The organism is Erwinia sp. E602 (assembly GCF_018141005.1).
Lineage (GTDB): Bacteria > Pseudomonadota > Gammaproteobacteria > Enterobacterales > Enterobacteriaceae > Erwinia.
In genome coordinates, this window is sequence record NZ_CP046582.1 from 1,076,144 (window position 1) to 1,094,907 (window position 18,764).

The window sequence follows — 18,764 nt, forward strand, 5'->3', positions numbered from 1 at the left end:
TGCCGGCGGCGCGTTGTGATGAATTTTTTCGCCAACAGGAGAGAGAAATGACGCAGCAGTTTAATCAGTACGGACAACCGGTTGGGGCACCTTTGCCGGACTGGCAGCCGGCGGCGTTACCCGCCCGTCAGCCGTTGCAGGGGCGCAGTTGCCGGCTGGAGCCGCTGGCCACCGGGCTGCACGGCGACGAGCTCTATGCCGCCTTTGCCACCGCAGAGGACGATCGTGACTGGACCTACCTGACCGAGGAGCGGCCGCAGACGCTGGCCGATTTTCATCTGTGGCTGGCCCGCCGGGCGGCGGATAAAACGTTCGTCACCTTTACCGTTATCTGCCAGCAGCGCAACCTGCCGGTGGGGCTGGTCAGCTATTTACGTATCGATGCGGCCAACGGTTCGCTGGAGATTGGCGGCGTGACCTGGTCGCCGCTGATGCAGCGCAGCGTTATCGGTACCGAAGCGCTGTGGCTGCTGCTGGATTACGCCTTCCGGCTGGGCTACCGCCGCTGCGAGTGGAAGTGTGATGCGCTAAATGCCCCTTCGCGTAACGCGGCGCTGCGGCTGGGGTTCACCTACGAGGGCACCTTCCGGCAGATGATGACGCGCAAGGGGCGCTCGCGCGATTCGCAGTGGTACGCGATTATCGACGGCGAGTGGCCCGCGATCGGCCAGGCCATTACCCGTTGGCTGGCCCCGGATAATTTCGATGATGAAGGTCGGCAGCGCCAGCCGCTGGCCGCATTACTGCGGGCGGCTCAGGCGGTAGACGGCGGTGCTGACCGGGCCGCTCTCCAGCACGATCAGTCCGAAATGAATCCCGGTTAACGCAGCCCCGACGCTGACCGCCACCGCCCGGCTGGCACGGTTCTCTTCGGCGGCGAGGATCTCAATCGCCGTCACCTCCGGGCGGCTGAACGCGCGTGCTGCCAGCTGGCGCACCGCCTGACGGGCCACGCCTTTACGCTGTTCACTGCTGGCTACCCAGTAGCCGATCGAGCAGGGTACCGCGCCATCCGGGTGAAAACGTAGCCCGGCCCCGCCCAGCAGGCGGCCATCTTCAGCAAACAGGCCCAGCTCGTCGGATTTTCCCTGACGTCGCTCCAGATGGGTGAGGCTAAACCACTGAAGCGCCTGCTCCTCGGTGAAATCCGCGTGAGCCCACAGCAGCCAGGGTTTCAGCGTATCCAGCGACTGGTTTACCGCGCGGGCGAACGCGGCGGCGTCACTCTCTTCATAGGGCCTGATCACAATATTCATGGTCGCCTCCTGGCAACGAGCGGTTTTACAGCGTCTGTTTAACGATAAAAAAATTCTTTGGCGCAGGCAAGGACGGCAGGTTGCGGAAATGATTAAGTTTTTTTCGAAACCAGAGTCTGAAGTGTAATTTTAAGTTTACAATGTTGTGGTTAGTTGTTTTCGGCTGATTATATTTAACTTTATGTTTTTTATTTATTTTTTGTTTGGCTGGTCATCTTCCTGTTTGTGGGTGGTAATAAATGTGTACGTTCGTCATTTGTGTTTTGTACGCATTCTGGTACAGTTGCTCTCAACCTCACTTGAGGATCCCTTTTAACCGAATACTCCAGGATGACGATCATGCAAAAAGATGCGCTGAATAACGTTCATATCGCTGACGAACAGGTTCTGATTACGCCGGAAGAGCTGAAAAAGCAGTTCCCGCTGAACAGCGTGCTGGAGCAGCAGATTGCGGCTTCCCGCCAGACCATCTCTGACATTATCAGCGGCAAAGATCACCGCCTGCTGGTGGTGTGCGGGCCCTGCTCGATTCACGATACCGAAGCGGCGCTCGACTATGCCCGTCATCTGAAAACGCTGGCCGATGAGGTGGGCGACCAGCTCTACATTGTGATGCGCGTCTACTTTGAAAAACCGCGTACCACCGTCGGCTGGAAAGGGCTGATTAATGACCCGTACATGGACAACTCGTTCGATATGGAAGCCGGCCTGCACATTGCCCGCCAGCTGCTGCTGAACCTGGTGGAAATGGGCCTGCCGCTGGCCACCGAAGCGCTGGATCCTAACAGCCCGCAGTACCTTGGCGACCTGTTCAGCTGGTCAGCGATCGGCGCACGTACCACCGAATCGCAGACCCACCGCGAGATGGCTTCCGGCCTGTCGATGCCGGTTGGCTTCAAAAACGGCACCGACGGCAGCCTGGGCACCGCCATCAACGCCATGCGTGCTGCAGCGATGCCGCACCGTTTTGTCGGCATCAACCAGTCCGGCCAGGTGTGCCTGCTGCAGACTCAGGGCAACCCGGACGGCCATGTGATCCTGCGCGGCGGCAAAACGCCGAACTACGGTCCGAATGATGTCGCACAATGTGAAAAAGAGATGCAGCAGGCGGGACTCCGTCCATCCTTGATGATAGATTGCAGTCACGGTAATTCTAATAAGGACTTCCGTCGCCAGTCCGGCGTTGCTGAGTCTGCGGTTGCGCAGATCAAAGACGGCAACCGTTCAATTATGGGCCTGATGCTGGAGAGCCATCTGCACGAAGGCAACCAGTCTTCCGAGCAGCCGCGCAGCGCGATGCGCTACGGCGTTTCCGTCACTGATGCCTGCATCAACTGGGAAACCACCGAGAGCCTGCTGCGGGAGATCCATCAGGATCTGAACGGCGTACTGGCGGCGCGTCTGTCGCACGAGGGTTAATGAAGTATGGTGGCTGAGCTGACCGCACTACGCGATCAAATCGATGAAACGGATAAGGCGCTGCTGGATCTGCTGGCGAAACGGCTGGCGCTGGTAGCGGAAGTGGGTGAGGTGAAAAGCCGCTACGGGCTGCCGATTTACGTCCCCGAGCGTGAGGCCTCCATGCTGGCCTCGCGCCGCAAAGAGGCGGAACAGCTGGGCGTGCCCCCGGATCTGATCGAAGATGTGCTGCGCCGCGTGATGCGCGAGTCGTACACCAGTGAAAACGATAAGGGCTTTAAAACGCTTAATCCGGGACTGCGCTCGGTGGTGATCGTCGGCGGCCGCGGCCAGATGGGGCGGCTGTTTGAAAGAATGCTGACCCTGTCCGGTTACCAGGTCGAGATCCTCGATAAAGAGGACTGGCATCGCGCCGACGCGCTGCTGGCGAATGCCGGTATGGTGATCGTCAGCGTGCCGATCCATCTGACCGAACAGGTGATCGCCGAACTGCCGCCGCTGCCGCAGGACTGCATCCTTGTCGATCTCTGCTCGGTGAAGAACAAACCGCTGCAGGCGATGCTGGCCGCGCACGGCGGTCCTGTACTTGGCCTGCACCCGATGTTTGGCCCGGACAGCGGCAGCCTGGCAAAGCAGGTGGTGGTGTGGTGCGACGGCCGTCAGCCGGAAGCCTATCAGTGGTTCCTGGAGCAGATCCAAGTGTGGGGCGCGCGTCTGCACCGCATCAGCGCGGTGGAGCACGACCAGAATATGGCCTTTATTCAGGCGCTGCGCCACTTTGCCACCTTCGCCTACGGCCTGCACCTGGCCGAGGAGAACGTGCAGCTGGACCAGCTGCTGGCGCTGTCGTCACCGATCTACCGGCTGGAGCTGGCAATGGTCGGGCGTCTGTTTGCCCAGGATCCACAGCTTTACGCTGACATTATCATGTCGTCGGAGAGTAACCTGGCGCTGATCAAACGCTACTACAAGCGGTTTGGCGAAGCGATTGGGCTGCTGGAGCAGGGCGATAAGCAGGCGTTTATCGCCAGCTTCCGCCGCGTTGAGCAGTGGTTTGGTGACCACGCCCAGCGCTTCCAGGCCGAGAGCCGCATCCTGCTGAAGCAGGCTAACGACAGCCGGCCGTAACGCGTAAGACAGAAAAAAGGGCCGCAGGGCCCTTTTTTATTGGCGTGTAACAGGCTTACTGCGGCTCGACCGGCACCACGTTTTCGCTTGGGTAACAGCCCAGCACCTTCAGCGAACGGGTAATCGGTGCCAGCTCGCGCAGCGCCTGCTGTACGGCTTCGGTGCGCAGGTTGCCCTGGAAGTCGATGTAGAACATCTCCTGCCACGGGTTGCCGTTAATCGGCCGCGACTCCAGCTTGCTCATGGTCAGATTATGCTGACGCAGCACCAGCAGCGCCTCTACCAGCGCACCCGCCTGCTGGCCGGTGGCCATAATCAGCGTGGTTTTTGCCGGTACCTGTAGCGACACGTCAATCGGCTTGCGCGCCAGCACGATAAAGCGGGTGATGTTCTGCCGCTGGTTCGCCAGGTTACGCTCCAGCACCTGCAGGCCGTACAGTTCGCCGCCGGCCTCGCTGCCCAGCGCGGCCACCTTGGGTGAATTCATCGCGGCAACCTTCTCCATCGCCGCGGCGGTGCTTTCGGTGTACTCAATTTTCCACTGCGGGAAACGATTGATGAAGTGGCTGCACTGCTGGAACGGCTGCGGATGGCTGTACACCGTCTCAATCTGCTGCAGGTCGGTTTGGCCTGAGACCAGCACGCAGTGATCGATCGGCATGGTGATTTCACCGACGATCGACAGGCTGGTCTGTTGCAGCAGATCATACACGTCGGTAATCGAGCCGGAGGTGGTATTCTCCACCGGCAGCACCGCATATTCGGCCTGTCCGGTCTCTACCTGGTTAAAGATCTCGTGGAACTTGGCACAGCCGATCTCAATAACGTTATCGAAGTGGCGGGCGGCGTAGTGGCGTGACGCCAGGTGCGAGTAAGAGCCTTTTGGCCCCAGGAAGGCGACGCGCGCCGAGCTGGCGTTAGTGTTGTTCAGCTGTTTCTGCAACAGAGCCTGCTGGGTCAGCACCGAGTCTTCAATAATCAGCTGGAACAGGCGGGTGATAAAGTGGGCGTCCAGCTGGTGAGTCTTACCCAGCGCGATCAGTCGCTCCAGCAGGTCGCGTTCGCGGTCGATATCGCGGATAGGCTTATGGGTAGCCATTTTTGCTCTGGCGACGTCGACCGCCAGTTCACGACGCTGGGCCAGCAGCGTCAGCAGTTGTTCGTCGAGTGCGCTGATCTTTCCACGCAGGGCAAGCAGGGGATTCTCGGTGGTCATAAGTGCTACCTGTCAGATGTCGCTAAAAAAAAAGCCTCCCGGTTGGGAGGCTTTGTTGTTCGTCTTCGCATTCATTCTCACACGACGAATTGCCTCCCGGTCATGGGAAGGTAAAAAAGAATGCGAAGAAAAACGGGATACGGTGCATGTTGCTGTCCATAAGGTCTGAGGGGATTAAAGTAACCGCTGTAATTTCATTCTGTCAATAAAAAACGCGCCCGGCGGGCGCGTTATCTCCGGGTGGGGATTACTCTTCGTCAACCACGCTGAGGTCTTTAACACTGGCGGCGGCGCGGCGGGCTTCACCTTTATGCTGAACTTTGTTCAGCTGACGCTCAAGTTTGCCGATCAACTCGTTAATTGCCGCATACATGTCTTCATGCTTAGCGGTGGCGACCAGCGGGCCATTTGGCGTATTGATGGTGGCATCGGCAACGAATTCTTTCGGCTCCTTCGACAGAACGATGTGCGGATTAATCAGGTGGGTTTGCCACTTTTCGAGCTTACTCAGACGGTCTTCGACATGCTGGCGGATGGCCGCCGTGATTTCCATTTGCTTGCTGGTAATGTTCAGAACCATAGTGTTACCTCTCTGTCATTTCCGTCTTGGTGGATCCAGCATAGCGCGATTTACGCGGAAAGGTGTGATCTAAATCACGATTTTTTGTCACTTTTTGTCAAAGAAGGAAAATCTGTGAGAAGGGCAGAGAAACCCTCCTGCAGGCCTTGCAGCCGGGGATATTCGGTGGCATTGTTGATAAGTTAACTTGCGGGGAAACGGGTGAAAATGCCTGTTTTTACAGCAAAAAAAGCAGCCTGTTACGGCTGCTTTTTTATTGTGTCACCGATCAGGCCTGGTTAGCGGCGATGATTTTGGCGACGCGCTCGGCTTCAGCGTTCAGCTGCAGCTGGCGATAAGCGTTTTCCATCAGCGGCAGCGCCGTGCGGGTGGCATCGGTATCGGAATAATCCTTCAGCATTTGCTCTACACGGTTAACCACAGCGACATAGGCACCGCGTTTGGTGTAGAATTCAGCAACGGACAATTCGTACTTCGCCAGGCGCTCCTTCAGGAACACCAGGCGCTTGCGGGCATCGGTCGCGTACTGGCTGTTCGGGTAGGCGTGCAGCAGCTGTGAGAAGTCCTTAAACGCGTCACGTGCATGGCTCGGATCGCGGTCAGAACGGTCGATACCAAAGAAGCCCTGCAGGGCGCTGTCATCCAGAGCCATATCCGTCAGACCACGCATATAGATGACGTAATCGATATTCGGATGGGTCGGGTTCAGACGCATAAAGCGATCGATGGCAGCCTGCGCCAGCGGTAAATCGGCATTTTTGTAGTAAGCGTAGATCAGATCCAGCTGAACCTGTTGGGAGTACGGCCCGAATGGATAGCGGTTATCAAGCGCTTCCAGTTGCGTTATGGCTCCTTTAAAGTTACCGTCCTGCAGTTTTTGCTGAGCCGTGGCATAAATCTCAGCAGGCGGGCTGTCAGGCACCACGTCCTTGGAGCCGGAACATCCAGCTAATGCCAGGCTCAACGTGGCTGCAGCCACCAGATATTTCATACGCATCATGACGATTTGATTATCCTCAGAGTGTTATTCAGGAAAGCTGTCCGTTTAGCTCCCGATAGTGACCAGGTACAATAGCACATTATATTAAACGGCATCGCCGTGAAAACCCAACGTTAACGAAGAAGCTGTATATGGCACAACTAGTAAAACTCAACGCAACGGTATCCGAATCGCAACTCGGACAACGCTTAGATCAGTCTTTGGCTGAATTGTTCCCTGATTATTCACGATCTCGCATAAAAGAGTGGATCCTTGACCGTCGCGTCACTATGAACGGTCAAATTGTCGACAAACCTAAGGAAAAAGTGCTCGGCGGTGAGCAAATTACCATCGATGCCGAGATTGAAGAGGAAGCCCGCTGGGAAGCGCAGGATATCCCACTGACTATCGTCTATGAAGATGACGACATTCTGGTGATCAATAAGCCACGCGATCTGGTGGTTCACCCGGGTGCCGGTAACCCGGATGGCACCGTGCTGAATGCGCTGCTGCACCACTTCCCGGCGATTGCCGATGTACCGCGTGCGGGCATCGTGCACCGCCTGGATAAAGACACCACCGGGCTGATGGTGGTGGCAAAAACCGTTCCGGCGCAGACCCACCTGGTGGATTCCCTGCAGCGGCGTGAAATTACCCGTGAGTACGAAGCGGTGGCCATCGGCCGTATGACCGCCGGCGGCACGGTGGATCAGCCGATCAGCCGTCACTCAACCAAGCGCACCCATATGGCGGTGCACCCGATGGGCAAGCCGGCGACCACCCACTACCGCATCATGGAACATTTCCGTGCGCACACCCGCCTGCGTCTGCGTCTGGAAACCGGCCGTACCCACCAGATCCGCGTCCATATGTCGCACATCAGCCATCCGCTGGTCGGTGACCCGCTGTACGGCGGTCGTCCTCGCCCGCCTAAAGGGGCATCCGAAGCGTTCATCAGCACCCTGCGTGGTTTTGACCGTCAGGCACTGCATGCGACCATGCTGCGTCTCTATCATCCGATTACCGGAATTGAGATGGAGTGGCACGCGCCGCTGCCGCAGGATATGGTCGACCTGATCGCCGCGCTGAAGGCCGATACCGAAGAGTTCAAAGAGCAGCTGGACTGGTAATGGGTCTGATTACCCCGCAATGGACGGTGCCGGCCAACGTACGCGCCGGCAGCAGCACACGCAGCGGGGGCGTTAGCACGGCGCCCTGGGACAGTCTGAATCTTGGTGCCCACGTCGGTGATGACGGGCAGCGGGTGCAGGAGAATCGTCAGCGGCTGCTGCAGCTGGCGGAACTGCCCGCGATGCCGGTCTGGCTGGAGCAGGTCCACGGTATCGAGGTACTGCGGCTTAACGGGGACATGCCAGCGGCGGTGCGAGCCGATGCGGTGTGGACCCGGCAGCCGGGCGTGGTCTGCGCGGTGATGACCGCCGACTGCCTGCCGGTACTGTTCTGTTCTCAGGACGGCCAGCAGGTGGCGGCGGCGCATGCCGGCTGGCGTGGCCTGTGTGCCGGGATACTGGAAGCTACTCTGGCGGCGTTTTCCGTTCCGCCGTCAGAGATTAGCTGCTGGCTCGGACCGGCGATCGGCCCGACCGCATTTGAGGTCGGTGCCGAGGTGCGGGAGGCATTTGTCAGCCAGCATGCTGAAGCCGATGCGGCATTCCGTCCGCAGGGTGAAAAGTTCACCGCCGATCTCTGGCTGCTGGCAAAACAGCGCCTGCAAGGTGCCGGTGTGGCGCAAGTTTTCGGCGGGGGTGACTGCACTTTTAACCAGCATGAGCAATTTTTCTCCTTCCGACGCGATGGAATCACCGGCCGTATGGCAAGTTTCATCTGGCTGAGTTAACCTAGCGCCACAAGACGGTCCGGAATGATGTTTTTTTCTCCAAAAACTCAGGTCAGATACCTTGAAAATTTGAGGGATGACCTCATCTAATCTCCAGTAGCAATCTGACCTGAAAGGGGGAAATGATGCGTCTGGATCGTCTTACTAACAAATTCCAGTTGGCTCTTGCCGACGCCCAGTCTCTGGCCCTTGGCCGCGATAACCAATTTATTGAACCTCTGCACCTGATGAGCGCCCTGCTTAGCCAGGAAGGCGGATCGGTTCGTCCTCTCCTGACCGCCGCCGGCGTTAACGTGGCCGAACTGCGTAACGGCATTGAACAGGCTCTTAGCCGTCTGCCGCAGGTCGAAGGCACCGACGGCGATGTGCAGCCCTCTGCCGATCTCGGCCGGGTACTTAACCTGTGCGACAAGCTGGCGCAAAAGCGCGGCGACAACTTTATCTCCTCCGAACTGTTTGTGCTGGCGGCGCTGGAATCGCGCGGTTCGCTGGCGGACTTACTGAAATCGGCTGGGGTGACCAGCGAGAAACTGACAAAAGCGATTGAGCAGATGCGCGGAGGCGACAGCGTGAACGACCAGGGTGCCGAAGACCAGCGTCAGGCATTGAAGAAATACACCATCGATCTCACCGAACGGGCAGAGCTGGGTAAGCTTGACCCGGTGATCGGTCGTGATGAAGAGATCCGCCGCACCATTCAGGTGCTGCAGCGCCGTACCAAGAATAACCCGGTGCTGATCGGTGAACCCGGCGTGGGTAAAACCGCGATCGTTGAAGGGCTGGCGCAGCGCATTATCAACGGCGAAGTGCCTGAGGGGCTGAAGGGCCGCCGCGTACTGGCGCTGGATATGGGTGCACTGGTGGCCGGGGCGAAATACCGCGGTGAATTCGAGGAGCGTCTGAAAGGCGTCCTCAACGATCTGTCGAAGCAGGAAGGCAACGTCATTCTGTTTATCGATGAGCTGCACACCATGGTCGGTGCCGGTAAGGCAGACGGTGCGATGGACGCCGGTAATATGCTGAAGCCGGCGCTGGCCCGCGGTGAGCTACACTGCGTCGGTGCCACCACGCTGGATGAGTATCGTCAGTATATAGAGAAGGATGCCGCGCTGGAGCGTCGCTTCCAGAAGGTGTTTGTCGCTGAGCCAACGGTGGAAGACACCATTGCCATCCTGCGCGGCCTGAAAGAACGCTATGAGCTGCATCACCATGTGCAGATCACCGATCCGGCCATCGTCGCGGCGGCCACGCTGTCGCACCGCTATATTGCCGACCGCAAGCTGCCGGATAAGGCGATCGACCTGATCGACGAAGCGGCATCCAGCATCCGTATGCAGATTGACTCGAAGCCGGAATCGCTCGATCGCCTGGAGCGGCGGATTATCCAGCTTAAGCTGGAGCAGCAGGCGCTGAAGAAAGAGTCTGATGATGCCAGCATCAAACGTCTGGAGATGCTGGAGAACGAACTCGGCCAGAAAGAGCGTGAATACTCTGAGCTGGAAGAAGAGTGGAAGGCGGAAAAAGCCTCGCTCTCCGGTACCCAGCATATTAAAGCCGAACTGGAGCAGGCGAAGCTGACCATGGAGCAGGCGCGTCGCCAGGGTGACCTGGCTCAGATGTCCGAGCTGCAGTACGGCAAGATCCCGGATCTGGAAAAACAGCTGGCGGCGGCAACCCAGGCCGAAGGCAAAACCATGCGTCTGCTGCGTAACCGCGTCACCGACGTTGAGATTGCCGACGTACTGGCGCGCTGGACCGGTATTCCGGTAGCGCGGATGATGGAAGGCGAGCGCGATAAGCTGCTGCGGATGGAGCAGGAACTGCATAAGCGGGTGATTGGTCAGAACGAAGCGGTGGAAGCGGTCTCTAATGCGATTCGCCGCAGCCGCGCTGGCCTGGCCGATCCCAACCGTCCGATCGGTTCGTTCCTGTTCCTCGGCCCGACCGGGGTGGGTAAAACCGAACTCTGTAAGGCGCTGGCTAACTTTATGTTCGACAGCGACGAAGCGATGGTGCGCATCGACATGTCCGAGTTTATGGAAAAACATTCGGTGTCGCGGCTGGTGGGGGCACCTCCGGGGTATGTCGGTTATGAAGAGGGCGGTTATCTGACCGAAGCCGTTCGCCGCCGCCCTTACTCCGTCATTCTGTTAGATGAAGTAGAGAAGGCACACCCGGACGTGTTCAATATCCTGCTGCAGGTGCTGGACGATGGCCGCCTTACCGACGGTCAGGGGCGCACGGTGGACTTCCGTAACACCGTGGTGATCATGACCTCGAACCTCGGTTCCGATCTGATTCAGGAGCGCTTCGGTGCGCTGAGCTACGGTGAAATGAAGGAACTGGTGATGTCGGTGGTCAGCCACAGCTTCCGTCCGGAGTTTATCAACCGTATTGACGAGCTGGTGGTGTTCCATCCGCTGGGTGAAAACCATATTGCCTCGATTGCCCGTATTCAGCTTGGCCGCCTGTATCAGCGCCTGGAAGAACGCGGCTTTGAGTTGCAGATCTCCGATCAGGCGTTGCAGCTGTTGGGCGAGAACGGCTTCGACCCGGTGTACGGTGCAAGGCCGCTGAAACGGGCTATCCAGCAGCAAATTGAGAATCCGCTGGCGCAGCAGATCCTTTCCGGGGCGCTGGTACCGGGAAAAACCATCCGGATGGATGTTAAAGACGGCGTAATCGTGGCGCATCAGTAAGGTTAGTCGAGTAGCAAAAATGGGCCTCTGGCCCATTTTTGTTGAATAAAGCAGCAAAAGAGCGCGTTAATCAGCCTTTCTGGTGGAAAAGTAAACGCTTGAAAAGTTTTTTGCAATTAGCCCTTGTCAGCCTCCAGAAAATCCCTATACTGCGCCTCCACTGACACGGAACAACGGCTTACGAGTCACCGGGTCAGGAGCTTCAGGTAACTGAAGCGACAGAGAAAAATCTTCAAAAAAAGATTGACTCTGAATGAGGAAAGCGTAACATACGCCACCTCGCAACAGGAAGCTTCGGCACTGATTGCACCGCTCTTTAACAATTTATCAGACAATCTGTGTGGGCACTCGCAGGATTGATATCAGACACCTCCGGGTGTCAAAAAATATCAAGTCTCACGAGTGAACACATAATGAAATTCATTATGACGTTTTACAGATGAGCATCGCTGCACTTGTTGCAGCAAATCGAACTTTTAATTGAAGAGTTTGATCATGGCTCAGATTGAACGCTGGCGGCAGGCCTAACACATGCAAGTCGAACGGTAGCACAGAGAGCTTGCTCTTGGGTGACGAGTGGCGGACGGGTGAGTAATGTCTGGGAAACTGCCCGATAGAGGGGGATAACTACTGGAAACGGTAGCTAATACCGCATAACCTCGTAAGAGCAAAGTGGGGGACCTTCGGGCCTCACGCTATCGGATGTGCCCAGATGGGATTAGCTAGTAGGTGGGGTAATGGCTCACCTAGGCGACGATCCCTAGCTGGTCTGAGAGGATGACCAGCCACACTGGAACTGAGACACGGTCCAGACTCCTACGGGAGGCAGCAGTGGGGAATATTGCACAATGGGCGCAAGCCTGATGCAGCCATGCCGCGTGTATGAAGAAGGCCTTCGGGTTGTAAAGTACTTTCAGCGGGGAGGAAGGCGCTGTGGTTAATAACCACGGCGATTGACGTTACCCGCAGAAGAAGCACCGGCTAACTCCGTGCCAGCAGCCGCGGTAATACGGAGGGTGCAAGCGTTAATCGGAATTACTGGGCGTAAAGCGCACGCAGGCGGTCTGTCAAGTCAGATGTGAAATCCCCGGGCTTAACCTGGGAACTGCATTTGAAACTGGCAGGCTAGAGTCTTGTAGAGGGGGGTAGAATTCCAGGTGTAGCGGTGAAATGCGTAGAGATCTGGAGGAATACCGGTGGCGAAGGCGGCCCCCTGGACAAAGACTGACGCTCAGGTGCGAAAGCGTGGGGAGCAAACAGGATTAGATACCCTGGTAGTCCACGCTGTAAACGATGTCGACTTGGAGGTTGTGCCCTTGAGGCGTGGCTTCCGGAGCTAACGCGTTAAGTCGACCGCCTGGGGAGTACGGCCGCAAGGTTAAAACTCAAATGAATTGACGGGGGCCCGCACAAGCGGTGGAGCATGTGGTTTAATTCGATGCAACGCGAAGAACCTTACCTGGCCTTGACATCCACGGAATTCGGCAGAGATGCCTTAGTGCCTTCGGGAACCGTGAGACAGGTGCTGCATGGCTGTCGTCAGCTCGTGTTGTGAAATGTTGGGTTAAGTCCCGCAACGAGCGCAACCCTTATCCTTTGTTGCCAGCGATTCGGTCGGGAACTCAAAGGAGACTGCCGGTGATAAACCGGAGGAAGGTGGGGATGACGTCAAGTCATCATGGCCCTTACGGCCAGGGCTACACACGTGCTACAATGGCGCATACAAAGAGAAGCGAACTCGCGAGAGCAAGCGGACCTCATAAAGTGCGTCGTAGTCCGGATCGGAGTCTGCAACTCGACTCCGTGAAGTCGGAATCGCTAGTAATCGTAGATCAGAATGCTACGGTGAATACGTTCCCGGGCCTTGTACACACCGCCCGTCACACCATGGGAGTGGGTTGCAAAAGAAGTAGGTAGCTTAACCTTCGGGAGGGCGCTTACCACTTTGTGATTCATGACTGGGGTGAAGTCGTAACAAGGTAACCGTAGGGGAACCTGCGGTTGGATCACCTCCTTACCTCAAGATACATTCCCGCGTAGTGCTCACACAGATTGTCTGATGAAAAAGTAACGAGCAGAAAACACCTCGACAGGCTTGTAGCTCAGGTGGTTAGAGCGCACCCCTGATAAGGGTGAGGTCGGTGGTTCAAGTCCACTCAGGCCTACCAATATTTTTGGTAGTCAAGGTTTACTGCACGACTGTATGGGGCTATAGCTCAGCTGGGAGAGCGCCTGCCTTGCACGCAGGAGGTCAGCGGTTCGATCCCGCTTAGCTCCACCATATTGTCTGTTTTCAATACTTCAGAGTGTACTGGTTAACAGTATGCTGCGAAGTATTACGCTCTTTAAAAATCCGGAACAAGCTGAAAATTGAAACGACGTATCGTTATTCATTCTCCGTAATAAGAATGAAGTCAACGATATGTTCGAGTCTCTCAAATGCTTGCAGCTTTCGAGCTGTCCTGCGGGACGCTTGTGGGTTGTGAGGTTAAGCGACTAAGCGTACACGGTGGATGCCTAGGCAGTCAGAGGCGATGAAGGGCGTGCTAATCTGCGATAAGCGTCGGTAAGGTGATATGAACCGTTACAACCGACGATACCCGAATGGGGAAACCCAGTGTGTTTCGACACACTATCATGTCATGAATACATAGTGGCATGAGGCGAACCGGGGGAACTGAAACATCTAAGTACCCCGAGGAAAAGAAATCAACCGAGATTCCCCCAGTAGCGGCGAGCGAACGGGGAACAGCCCAGAACCTGAATCAGTTTGTGCGTTAGTGGAAGCGTCTGGAAAGTCGCAGGGTACAGGGTGATACTCCCGTACACAAAAACGCACATTCTGTGAGTTCGATGAGTAGGGCGGGACACGTGACATCCTGTCTGAATATGGGGGGACCATCCTCCAAGGCTAAATACTCCTGACTGACCGATAGTGAACCAGTACCGTGAGGGAAAGGCGAAAAGAACCCCGGCGAGGGGAGTGAAACAGAACCTGAAACCGTGTACGTACAAGCAGTGGGAGCACCTTCGTGGTGTGACTGCGTACCTTTTGTATAATGGGTCAGCGACTTATATTCTGTAGCAAGGTTAACCGTATAGGGGAGCCGAAGGGAAACCGAGTCTTAACTGGGCGTTAAGTTGCAGGGTATAGACCCGAAACCCGGTGATCTAGCCATGGGCAGGTTGAAGGTTGGGTAACACTAACTGGAGGACCGAACCGACTAATGTTGAAAAATTAGCGGATGACTTGTGGCTGGGGGTGAAAGGCCAATCAAACCGGGAGATAGCTGGTTCTCCCCGAAAGCTATTTAGGTAGCGCCTCGTGAACTCATCTTCGGGGGTAGAGCACTGTTTCGGCTAGGGGGCCATCCCGGCTTACCAACCCGATGCAAACTGCGAATACCGAAGAATGTTATCACGGGAGACACACGGCGGGTGCTAACGTCCGTCGTGAAGAGGGAAACAACCCAGACCGCCAGCTAAGGTCCCAAAGTCATGGTTAAGTGGGAAACGATGTGGGAAGGCACAGACAGCCAGGATGTTGGCTTAGAAGCAGCCATCATTTAAAGAAAGCGTAATAGCTCACTGGTCGAGTCGGCCTGCGCGGAAGATGTAACGGGGCTAAACCATGCACCGAAGCTGCGGCAGCGACATGTAAATGTTGTTGGGTAGGGGAGCGTTCTGTAAGCCGTCGAAGGTGGCCTGTGAGGTCTGCTGGAGGTATCAGAAGTGCGAATGCTGACATAAGTAACGATAAAGCGGGTGAAAAGCCCGCTCGCCGGAAGACCAAGGGTTCCTGTCCAACGTTAATCGGGGCAGGGTGAGTCGACCCCTAAGGCGAGGCCGAAAGGCGTAGTCGATGGGAAACGGGTTAATATTCCCGTACTCGGTGTTACTGCGAAGGGGGGACGGAGAAGGCTATGTTAGCCGGGCGACGGTTGTCCCGGTTTAAGCATGTAGGCGGAGGTCTTAGGTAAATCCGGGACCTTACTAACGCTGAGGTGTGATGACGAGGCACTACGGTGCTGAAGTAACAAATGCCCTGCTTCCAGGAAAAGCCTCTAAGCATCAGGTAACATCGAATCGTACCCCAAACCGACACAGGTGGTCAGGTAGAGAATACCAAGGCGCTTGAGAGAACTCGGGTGAAGGAACTAGGCAAAATGGTGCCGTAACTTCGGGAGAAGGCACGCTGTCGGTAGGTGAACCCCCTCGCGGGTGGAGCCGAAGGCAGTCGAAGATACCAGCTGGCTGCAACTGTTTATTAAAAACACAGCACTGTGCAAACACGAAAGTGGACGTATACGGTGTGACGCCTGCCCGGTGCCGGAAGGTTAATTGATGGGGTTATCGCGCTGCGAGAAGCTCTTGATCGAAGCCCCGGTAAACGGCGGCCGTAACTATAACGGTCCTAAGGTAGCGAAATTCCTTGTCGGGTAAGTTCCGACCTGCACGAATGGCGTAATGATGGCCAGGCTGTCTCCACCCGAGACTCAGTGAAATTGAACTCGCTGTGAAGATGCAGTGTACCCGCGGCAAGACGGAAAGACCCCGTGAACCTTTACTATAGCTTGACACTGAACATTGAGCCTTGATGTGTAGGATAGGTGGGAGGCTTTGAAGCGTGGACGCCAGTCTGCGTGGAGCCATCCTTGAAATACCACCCTTTAACGTTTGATGTTCTAACCTGGCGCCGTAATCCGGCGTGGGGACAGTGTCTGGTGGGTAGTTTGACTGGGGCGGTCTCCTCCCAAAGAGTAACGGAGGAGCACGAAGGTTAGCTAATCACGGTCGGACATCGTGAGGTTAGTGCAATGGCATAAGCTAGCTTGACTGCGAGAGTGACGGCTCGAGCAGGTGCGAAAGCAGGTCATAGTGATCCGGTGGTTCTGAATGGAAGGGCCATCGCTCAACGGATAAAAGGTACTCCGGGGATAACAGGCTGATACCGCCCAAGAGTTCATATCGACGGCGGTGTTTGGCACCTCGATGTCGGCTCATCACATCCTGGGGCTGAAGTAGGTCCCAAGGGTACGGCTGTTCGCCGTTTAAAGTGGTACGCGAGCTGGGTTTAGAACGTCGTGAGACAGTTCGGTCCCTATCTGCCGTGGGCGCTGGAGAATTGAGAGGGGTTGCTCCTAGTACGAGAGGACCGGAGTGAACGCACCACTGGTGTTCGGGTTGTCATGCCAATGGCATTGCCCGGTAGCTAAGTGCGGAAAAGATAAGCGCTGAAAGCATCTAAGCGCGAAACTTGCCTCGAGATGAGTTCTCCCTGATTCCTTGAGAATCCTGAAGGGACGTTGAAGACTACGACGTTGATAGGCCGGGTGTGTAAGCGCAGCGATGCGTTGAGCTAACCGGTACTAATGACCCGTGAGGCTTAACCTTACAACGCCAGAAGCGTTCTGGTGGCGTTCGAGAGACGCAAAGATTTTCAGCTTGTTCATAACGGATTTTGATTTGCGCGGCCTGCGAGGGCGGCGTAAACAACAGAATTTGCCTGGCGGCTTTAGCGCGGTGGTCCCACCTGACCCCATGCCGAACTCAGAAGTGAAACGCCGTAGCGCCGATGGTAGTGTGGGGCCTCCCCATGCGAGAGTAGGGAACTGCCAGGCATCAAATTAAGCAATAAGCCTCATGCGAAAGCATGGGGCTTTTTTGCGTCTTCAGTTTCGGCGAATAAAGCAAGAGGCAGTTCTCTTTCTTTCAAATCATCCAGCCAAAACGTTGCGATATGATAGCTCGCACTCTCTGGTTATTCAGAGCATCCTCCTGCTAACCCTGCCTAACTCGAACAGGCGTAATACGTTTACTGTGCCATAATCAAATGGCGGTAAATGCTTAAAGAACTTATAAAACATAATCTTATAGACAGATTTTTCTTACATCTCTGCGGCAGGATGCCGCCGTTATCAGGCTAAGAAGGTTAACTAACGAGGATAAATCATGGCTGAGTCCATCTCTGAGCTGTCGGCTAACGCCGCTGATTCGCTTACCCCGCAACAACGTATTCGCGCTATCGTTGGCGCCTCTTCCGGTAACCTGGTGGAGTGGTTCGACTTCTACGTCTATTCGTTCTGTTCGCTCTATTTTGCACATATCTTTTTCCCCAGCGGTAACACCACCACGCAGCTGCTGCAAACCGCTGGCGTATTTGCCGCCGGCTTTCTGATGCGGCCTATCGGCGGCTGGCTGTTTGGCTACATCGGCGACAGGCACGGGCGTAAAACCTCGATGCTGATCTCGGTCTGTATGATGTGTTTTGGCTCGCTGGTCATCGCCTGCCTGCCCGGTTATGCCACTATTGGCGTCTGGGCACCGGCGCTGCTGCTGCTGGCAAGGTTGTTCCAGGGGCTGTCGGTAGGCGGCGAGTACGGTACCAGTGCCACCTATATGAGTGAGGTGGCAGTTGAAGGGCGTAAAGGATTTTACGCTTCTTTTCAGTACGTTACCCTGATAGGCGGCCAGTTGCTGGCGCTGCTAACGGTGGTAGTGCTGCAACAGGTGCTGTCTGATGAGGCGTTGCGCAGCTGGGGCTGGCGCATTCCTTTTGCGCTGGGGGCTGTGCTGGCGATTGTTGCGCTTTACCTGCGGCGCTCGCTGAATGAAACCTCCGACGCGGCGACCCGCAAGCATAAAGATGCAGGATCGCTGCGGGGCCTGTGGCAGCACCGCCGTGCGTTTATTATGGTGCTGGGCTTTACCGCCGGTGGCTCGCTGAGCTTCTACACCTTCACCACCTACATGCAGAAGTACCTGGTGAACACCGCGGGCATGGATCATAAAACCGCCAGCATGCTGATGACCGCGGCACTGTTTATTTTTATGCTGCTGCAACCGCTGATCGGTAGTCTTTCCGATAAAATTGGCCGGCGTAACTCTATGCTGATCTTTGGTGGTTGTGCGGCAGTCTGTACCGTGCCGATCCTGACGCTGCTGCAGAGCGTCAGCAGCCCGCTGCTGGCGTTTGCGCTGGTGATGCTGGCACTGCTGATTACCAGTTTTTACACCTCGATCAGCGGTATTCTTAAGGCTGAAATGTTTCCGCCACAGGTGCGTGCGCTCGGCGTTGGGCTCTCTTATGCGGTGGCTAATGCGCTGTTTGGTGGCTCGGCGGAGTATGTCGCGCTGTCGTTGAAAGCGGCTGGCAGTGAAACCAGCTTCTTCTGGTATGTCTCACTTCTCGGTGCCGTGGCGTTTGCCGTTTCACTGATGCTGCATCGCCGTGGCAAAGGGCTGAAACTGTAACCCGCAGCGCAGATCTCACCGACCAACACGTTAGCGTGTCAGGTTCCACAGACTGTAGCCGGTGGCGGCACCGGCTACGTCCCATGCGAAGTCTTTCCAGCTCCAGCCGGTGCCGCCCTCCCGGCTGTCGTACAGCTCTTTCCCTGCGCCCAGACTGATGGCAAACATCAGGCCGAAGGTGGCGCTGCGCCCTTCGCTCCAGTTCTGGTGCTCGCCGTAAGCATTACCGGCGGCGGTGAGGAAAGCGGAAGAGATAAAGTGCTGTGCTTTGTCGCGCCCGGTCCAGCGATCCTGCGCCAGATGAGTGCAGCCGCTGCAACAGAGCAACAGCAGGGGTAAAAGATGACGCATGCGGACTCCTGTAAAAAAGCCCTG

13 protein-coding genes, 2 tRNA genes, 3 rRNA genes and 1 other annotated feature are annotated in these 18,764 nt (G+C 56.3%); of the genes, 12 read left to right on the forward strand and 6 right to left on the reverse strand.

Going from position 1 to position 18,764, the window contains the following annotated elements; translation table 11 throughout:
- Positions 1 to 47: 47 nt before the first annotated feature.
- Positions 48 to 824: a GNAT family N-acetyltransferase gene (locus tag GKQ23_RS06290; protein WP_212410064.1), complete on the forward strand. Its 777-nt coding sequence runs from the start codon at positions 48 to 50 to the stop codon at positions 822 to 824.
- On the opposite strand, the gene GKQ23_RS06295 is transcribed toward GKQ23_RS06290, so the two are convergent.
- Positions 741 to 1,256, reverse strand: a complete 516-nt coding sequence (locus GKQ23_RS06295) for a GNAT family N-acetyltransferase (protein WP_212410065.1) — start codon at positions 1,254 to 1,256, stop codon at positions 741 to 743. The genes GKQ23_RS06290 and GKQ23_RS06295 overlap by 84 nt on opposite strands.
- Positions 1,257 to 1,595: 339 nt before the next feature.
- Between GKQ23_RS06295 and GKQ23_RS06300 the strand changes: the two genes are divergently transcribed.
- Both GKQ23_RS06300 and tyrA read left to right on the forward strand, forming a co-directional pair.
- Positions 1,596 to 2,675, forward strand: a complete 1,080-nt coding sequence (locus GKQ23_RS06300) for a 3-deoxy-7-phosphoheptulonate synthase (protein WP_056232257.1) — start codon at positions 1,596 to 1,598, stop codon at positions 2,673 to 2,675.
- Positions 2,676 to 2,681: 6 nt separating this feature from the next.
- Entirely contained in the window at positions 2,682 to 3,803 is a 1,122-nt protein-coding gene (gene tyrA, locus GKQ23_RS06305; protein ID WP_056232260.1) for a bifunctional chorismate mutase/prephenate dehydrogenase, read from the forward strand.
- 55 nt (positions 3,804 to 3,858) lie between these two features.
- Here tyrA and pheA read toward each other — a convergent pair whose 3' ends face one another.
- The 4 genes from pheA to bamD form a co-directional block, all read right to left on the reverse strand.
- A complete protein-coding gene (gene pheA, locus GKQ23_RS06310) occupies positions 3,859 to 5,019 on the reverse strand; it encodes a bifunctional chorismate mutase/prephenate dehydratase (RefSeq protein WP_056232263.1) in 1,161 nt (386 codons plus the stop codon).
- A 24-nt stretch (positions 5,020 to 5,043) separates the two neighbouring features.
- Positions 5,044 to 5,168: a sequence feature (Phe leader region), on the reverse strand.
- A complete protein-coding gene (gene pheL / locus GKQ23_RS06315) occupies positions 5,120 to 5,167 on the reverse strand; it encodes a pheA operon leader peptide PheL (RefSeq protein WP_199177700.1) in 48 nt (15 codons plus the stop codon). (Overlaps the previous feature by 48 nt.)
- Positions 5,169 to 5,266: 98 nt before the next feature.
- Complete coding sequence (gene raiA / locus GKQ23_RS06320) at positions 5,267 to 5,599, reverse strand: ribosome-associated translation inhibitor RaiA (RefSeq protein WP_056232266.1); 333 nt, start codon at positions 5,597 to 5,599, stop codon at positions 5,267 to 5,269.
- Positions 5,600 to 5,867: 268 nt separating this feature from the next.
- Positions 5,868 to 6,599 carry an outer membrane protein assembly factor BamD gene (gene bamD / locus GKQ23_RS06325; protein WP_056232269.1) on the reverse strand — a complete coding sequence of 244 codons (732 nt, stop codon included), beginning with the start codon at positions 6,597 to 6,599 and terminating at the stop codon, positions 5,868 to 5,870.
- Between the two features lie 131 nt (positions 6,600 to 6,730).
- Between bamD and rluD the strand changes: the two genes are divergently transcribed.
- From rluD to GKQ23_RS06370, 9 genes are all read left to right on the forward strand, one after another.
- Entirely contained in the window at positions 6,731 to 7,708 is a 978-nt protein-coding gene (gene rluD, locus GKQ23_RS06330) for a 23S rRNA pseudouridine(1911/1915/1917) synthase RluD (RefSeq protein ID WP_056232272.1), read from the forward strand.
- Entirely contained in the window at positions 7,708 to 8,436 is a 729-nt protein-coding gene (yfiH, locus tag GKQ23_RS06335; protein WP_056232275.1) for a purine nucleoside phosphorylase YfiH, read from the forward strand. The genes rluD and yfiH overlap by 1 nt, the downstream gene beginning before the upstream one ends.
- 125 nt (positions 8,437 to 8,561) lie before the next feature.
- A complete protein-coding gene (gene clpB, locus GKQ23_RS06340) occupies positions 8,562 to 11,135 on the forward strand; it encodes an ATP-dependent chaperone ClpB (RefSeq protein WP_212411604.1) in 2,574 nt (857 codons plus the stop codon).
- Between the two features lie 477 nt (positions 11,136 to 11,612).
- Positions 11,613 to 13,152: ribosomal RNA gene (locus GKQ23_RS06345) — 16S ribosomal RNA — on the forward strand.
- Positions 13,153 to 13,226: 74 nt separating this feature from the next.
- Positions 13,227 to 13,303 (forward strand) — tRNA-Ile (locus GKQ23_RS06350).
- 37 nt (positions 13,304 to 13,340) lie between these two features.
- Positions 13,341 to 13,416: transfer RNA gene (locus tag GKQ23_RS06355), tRNA-Ala, on the forward strand.
- A gap of 205 nt (positions 13,417 to 13,621) precedes the next feature.
- Positions 13,622 to 16,529: ribosomal RNA gene (locus GKQ23_RS06360) — 23S ribosomal RNA — on the forward strand.
- 111 nt (positions 16,530 to 16,640) lie between these two features.
- Positions 16,641 to 16,756: ribosomal RNA gene (gene rrf / locus GKQ23_RS06365) — 5S ribosomal RNA — on the forward strand.
- The 16S, 23S and 5S rRNA genes sit together here with 2 tRNA genes alongside, the layout of an rRNA operon.
- 331 nt (positions 16,757 to 17,087) lie before the next feature.
- Positions 17,088 to 18,389, forward strand: a complete 1,302-nt coding sequence (locus GKQ23_RS06370) for an MFS transporter (RefSeq protein WP_056238513.1) — start codon at positions 17,088 to 17,090, stop codon at positions 18,387 to 18,389.
- A gap of 30 nt (positions 18,390 to 18,419) precedes the next feature.
- Here GKQ23_RS06370 and GKQ23_RS06375 read toward each other — a convergent pair whose 3' ends face one another.
- Positions 18,420 to 18,740, reverse strand: coding sequence for a YfiM family lipoprotein (locus tag GKQ23_RS06375; protein WP_056238515.1), 321 nt, complete (start codon positions 18,738 to 18,740; stop codon positions 18,420 to 18,422).
- Positions 18,741 to 18,764: the final 24 nt, after the last annotated feature.

Bases quoted from the DNA above. Each gene is read 5' to 3' on its own strand.
- GKQ23_RS06300 (WP_056232257.1), top strand. From the start codon at position 1,596: ATGCAAAAAGATGCGCTGAATAACGTTCATATCGCTGACGAACAGGTT.
- tyrA (WP_056232260.1), top strand. From the start codon at position 2,682: ATGGTGGCTGAGCTGACCGCACTACGCGATCAAATCGATGAAACGGAT.
- rluD (WP_056232272.1), top strand. From the start codon at position 6,731: ATGGCACAACTAGTAAAACTCAACGCAACGGTATCCGAATCGCAACTC.
- GKQ23_RS06375 (WP_056238515.1), bottom strand. From the start codon at position 18,740: ATGCGTCATCTTTTACCCCTGCTGTTGCTCTGTTGCAGCGGCTGCACT.
- pheA (WP_056232263.1), bottom strand. From the start codon at position 5,019: ATGACCACCGAGAATCCCCTGCTTGCCCTGCGTGGAAAGATCAGCGCA.
- GKQ23_RS06370 (WP_056238513.1), top strand. From the start codon at position 17,088: ATGGCTGAGTCCATCTCTGAGCTGTCGGCTAACGCCGCTGATTCGCTT.
- GKQ23_RS06290 (WP_212410064.1), top strand. From the start codon at position 48: ATGACGCAGCAGTTTAATCAGTACGGACAACCGGTTGGGGCACCTTTG.
- GKQ23_RS06295 (WP_212410065.1), bottom strand. From the start codon at position 1,256: ATGAATATTGTGATCAGGCCCTATGAAGAGAGTGACGCCGCCGCGTTC.
- raiA (WP_056232266.1), bottom strand. From the start codon at position 5,599: ATGGTTCTGAACATTACCAGCAAGCAAATGGAAATCACGGCGGCCATC.
- bamD (WP_056232269.1), bottom strand. From the start codon at position 6,599: ATGATGCGTATGAAATATCTGGTGGCTGCAGCCACGTTGAGCCTGGCA.
- yfiH (WP_056232275.1), top strand. From the start codon at position 7,708: ATGGGTCTGATTACCCCGCAATGGACGGTGCCGGCCAACGTACGCGCC.
- clpB (WP_212411604.1), top strand. From the start codon at position 8,562: ATGCGTCTGGATCGTCTTACTAACAAATTCCAGTTGGCTCTTGCCGAC.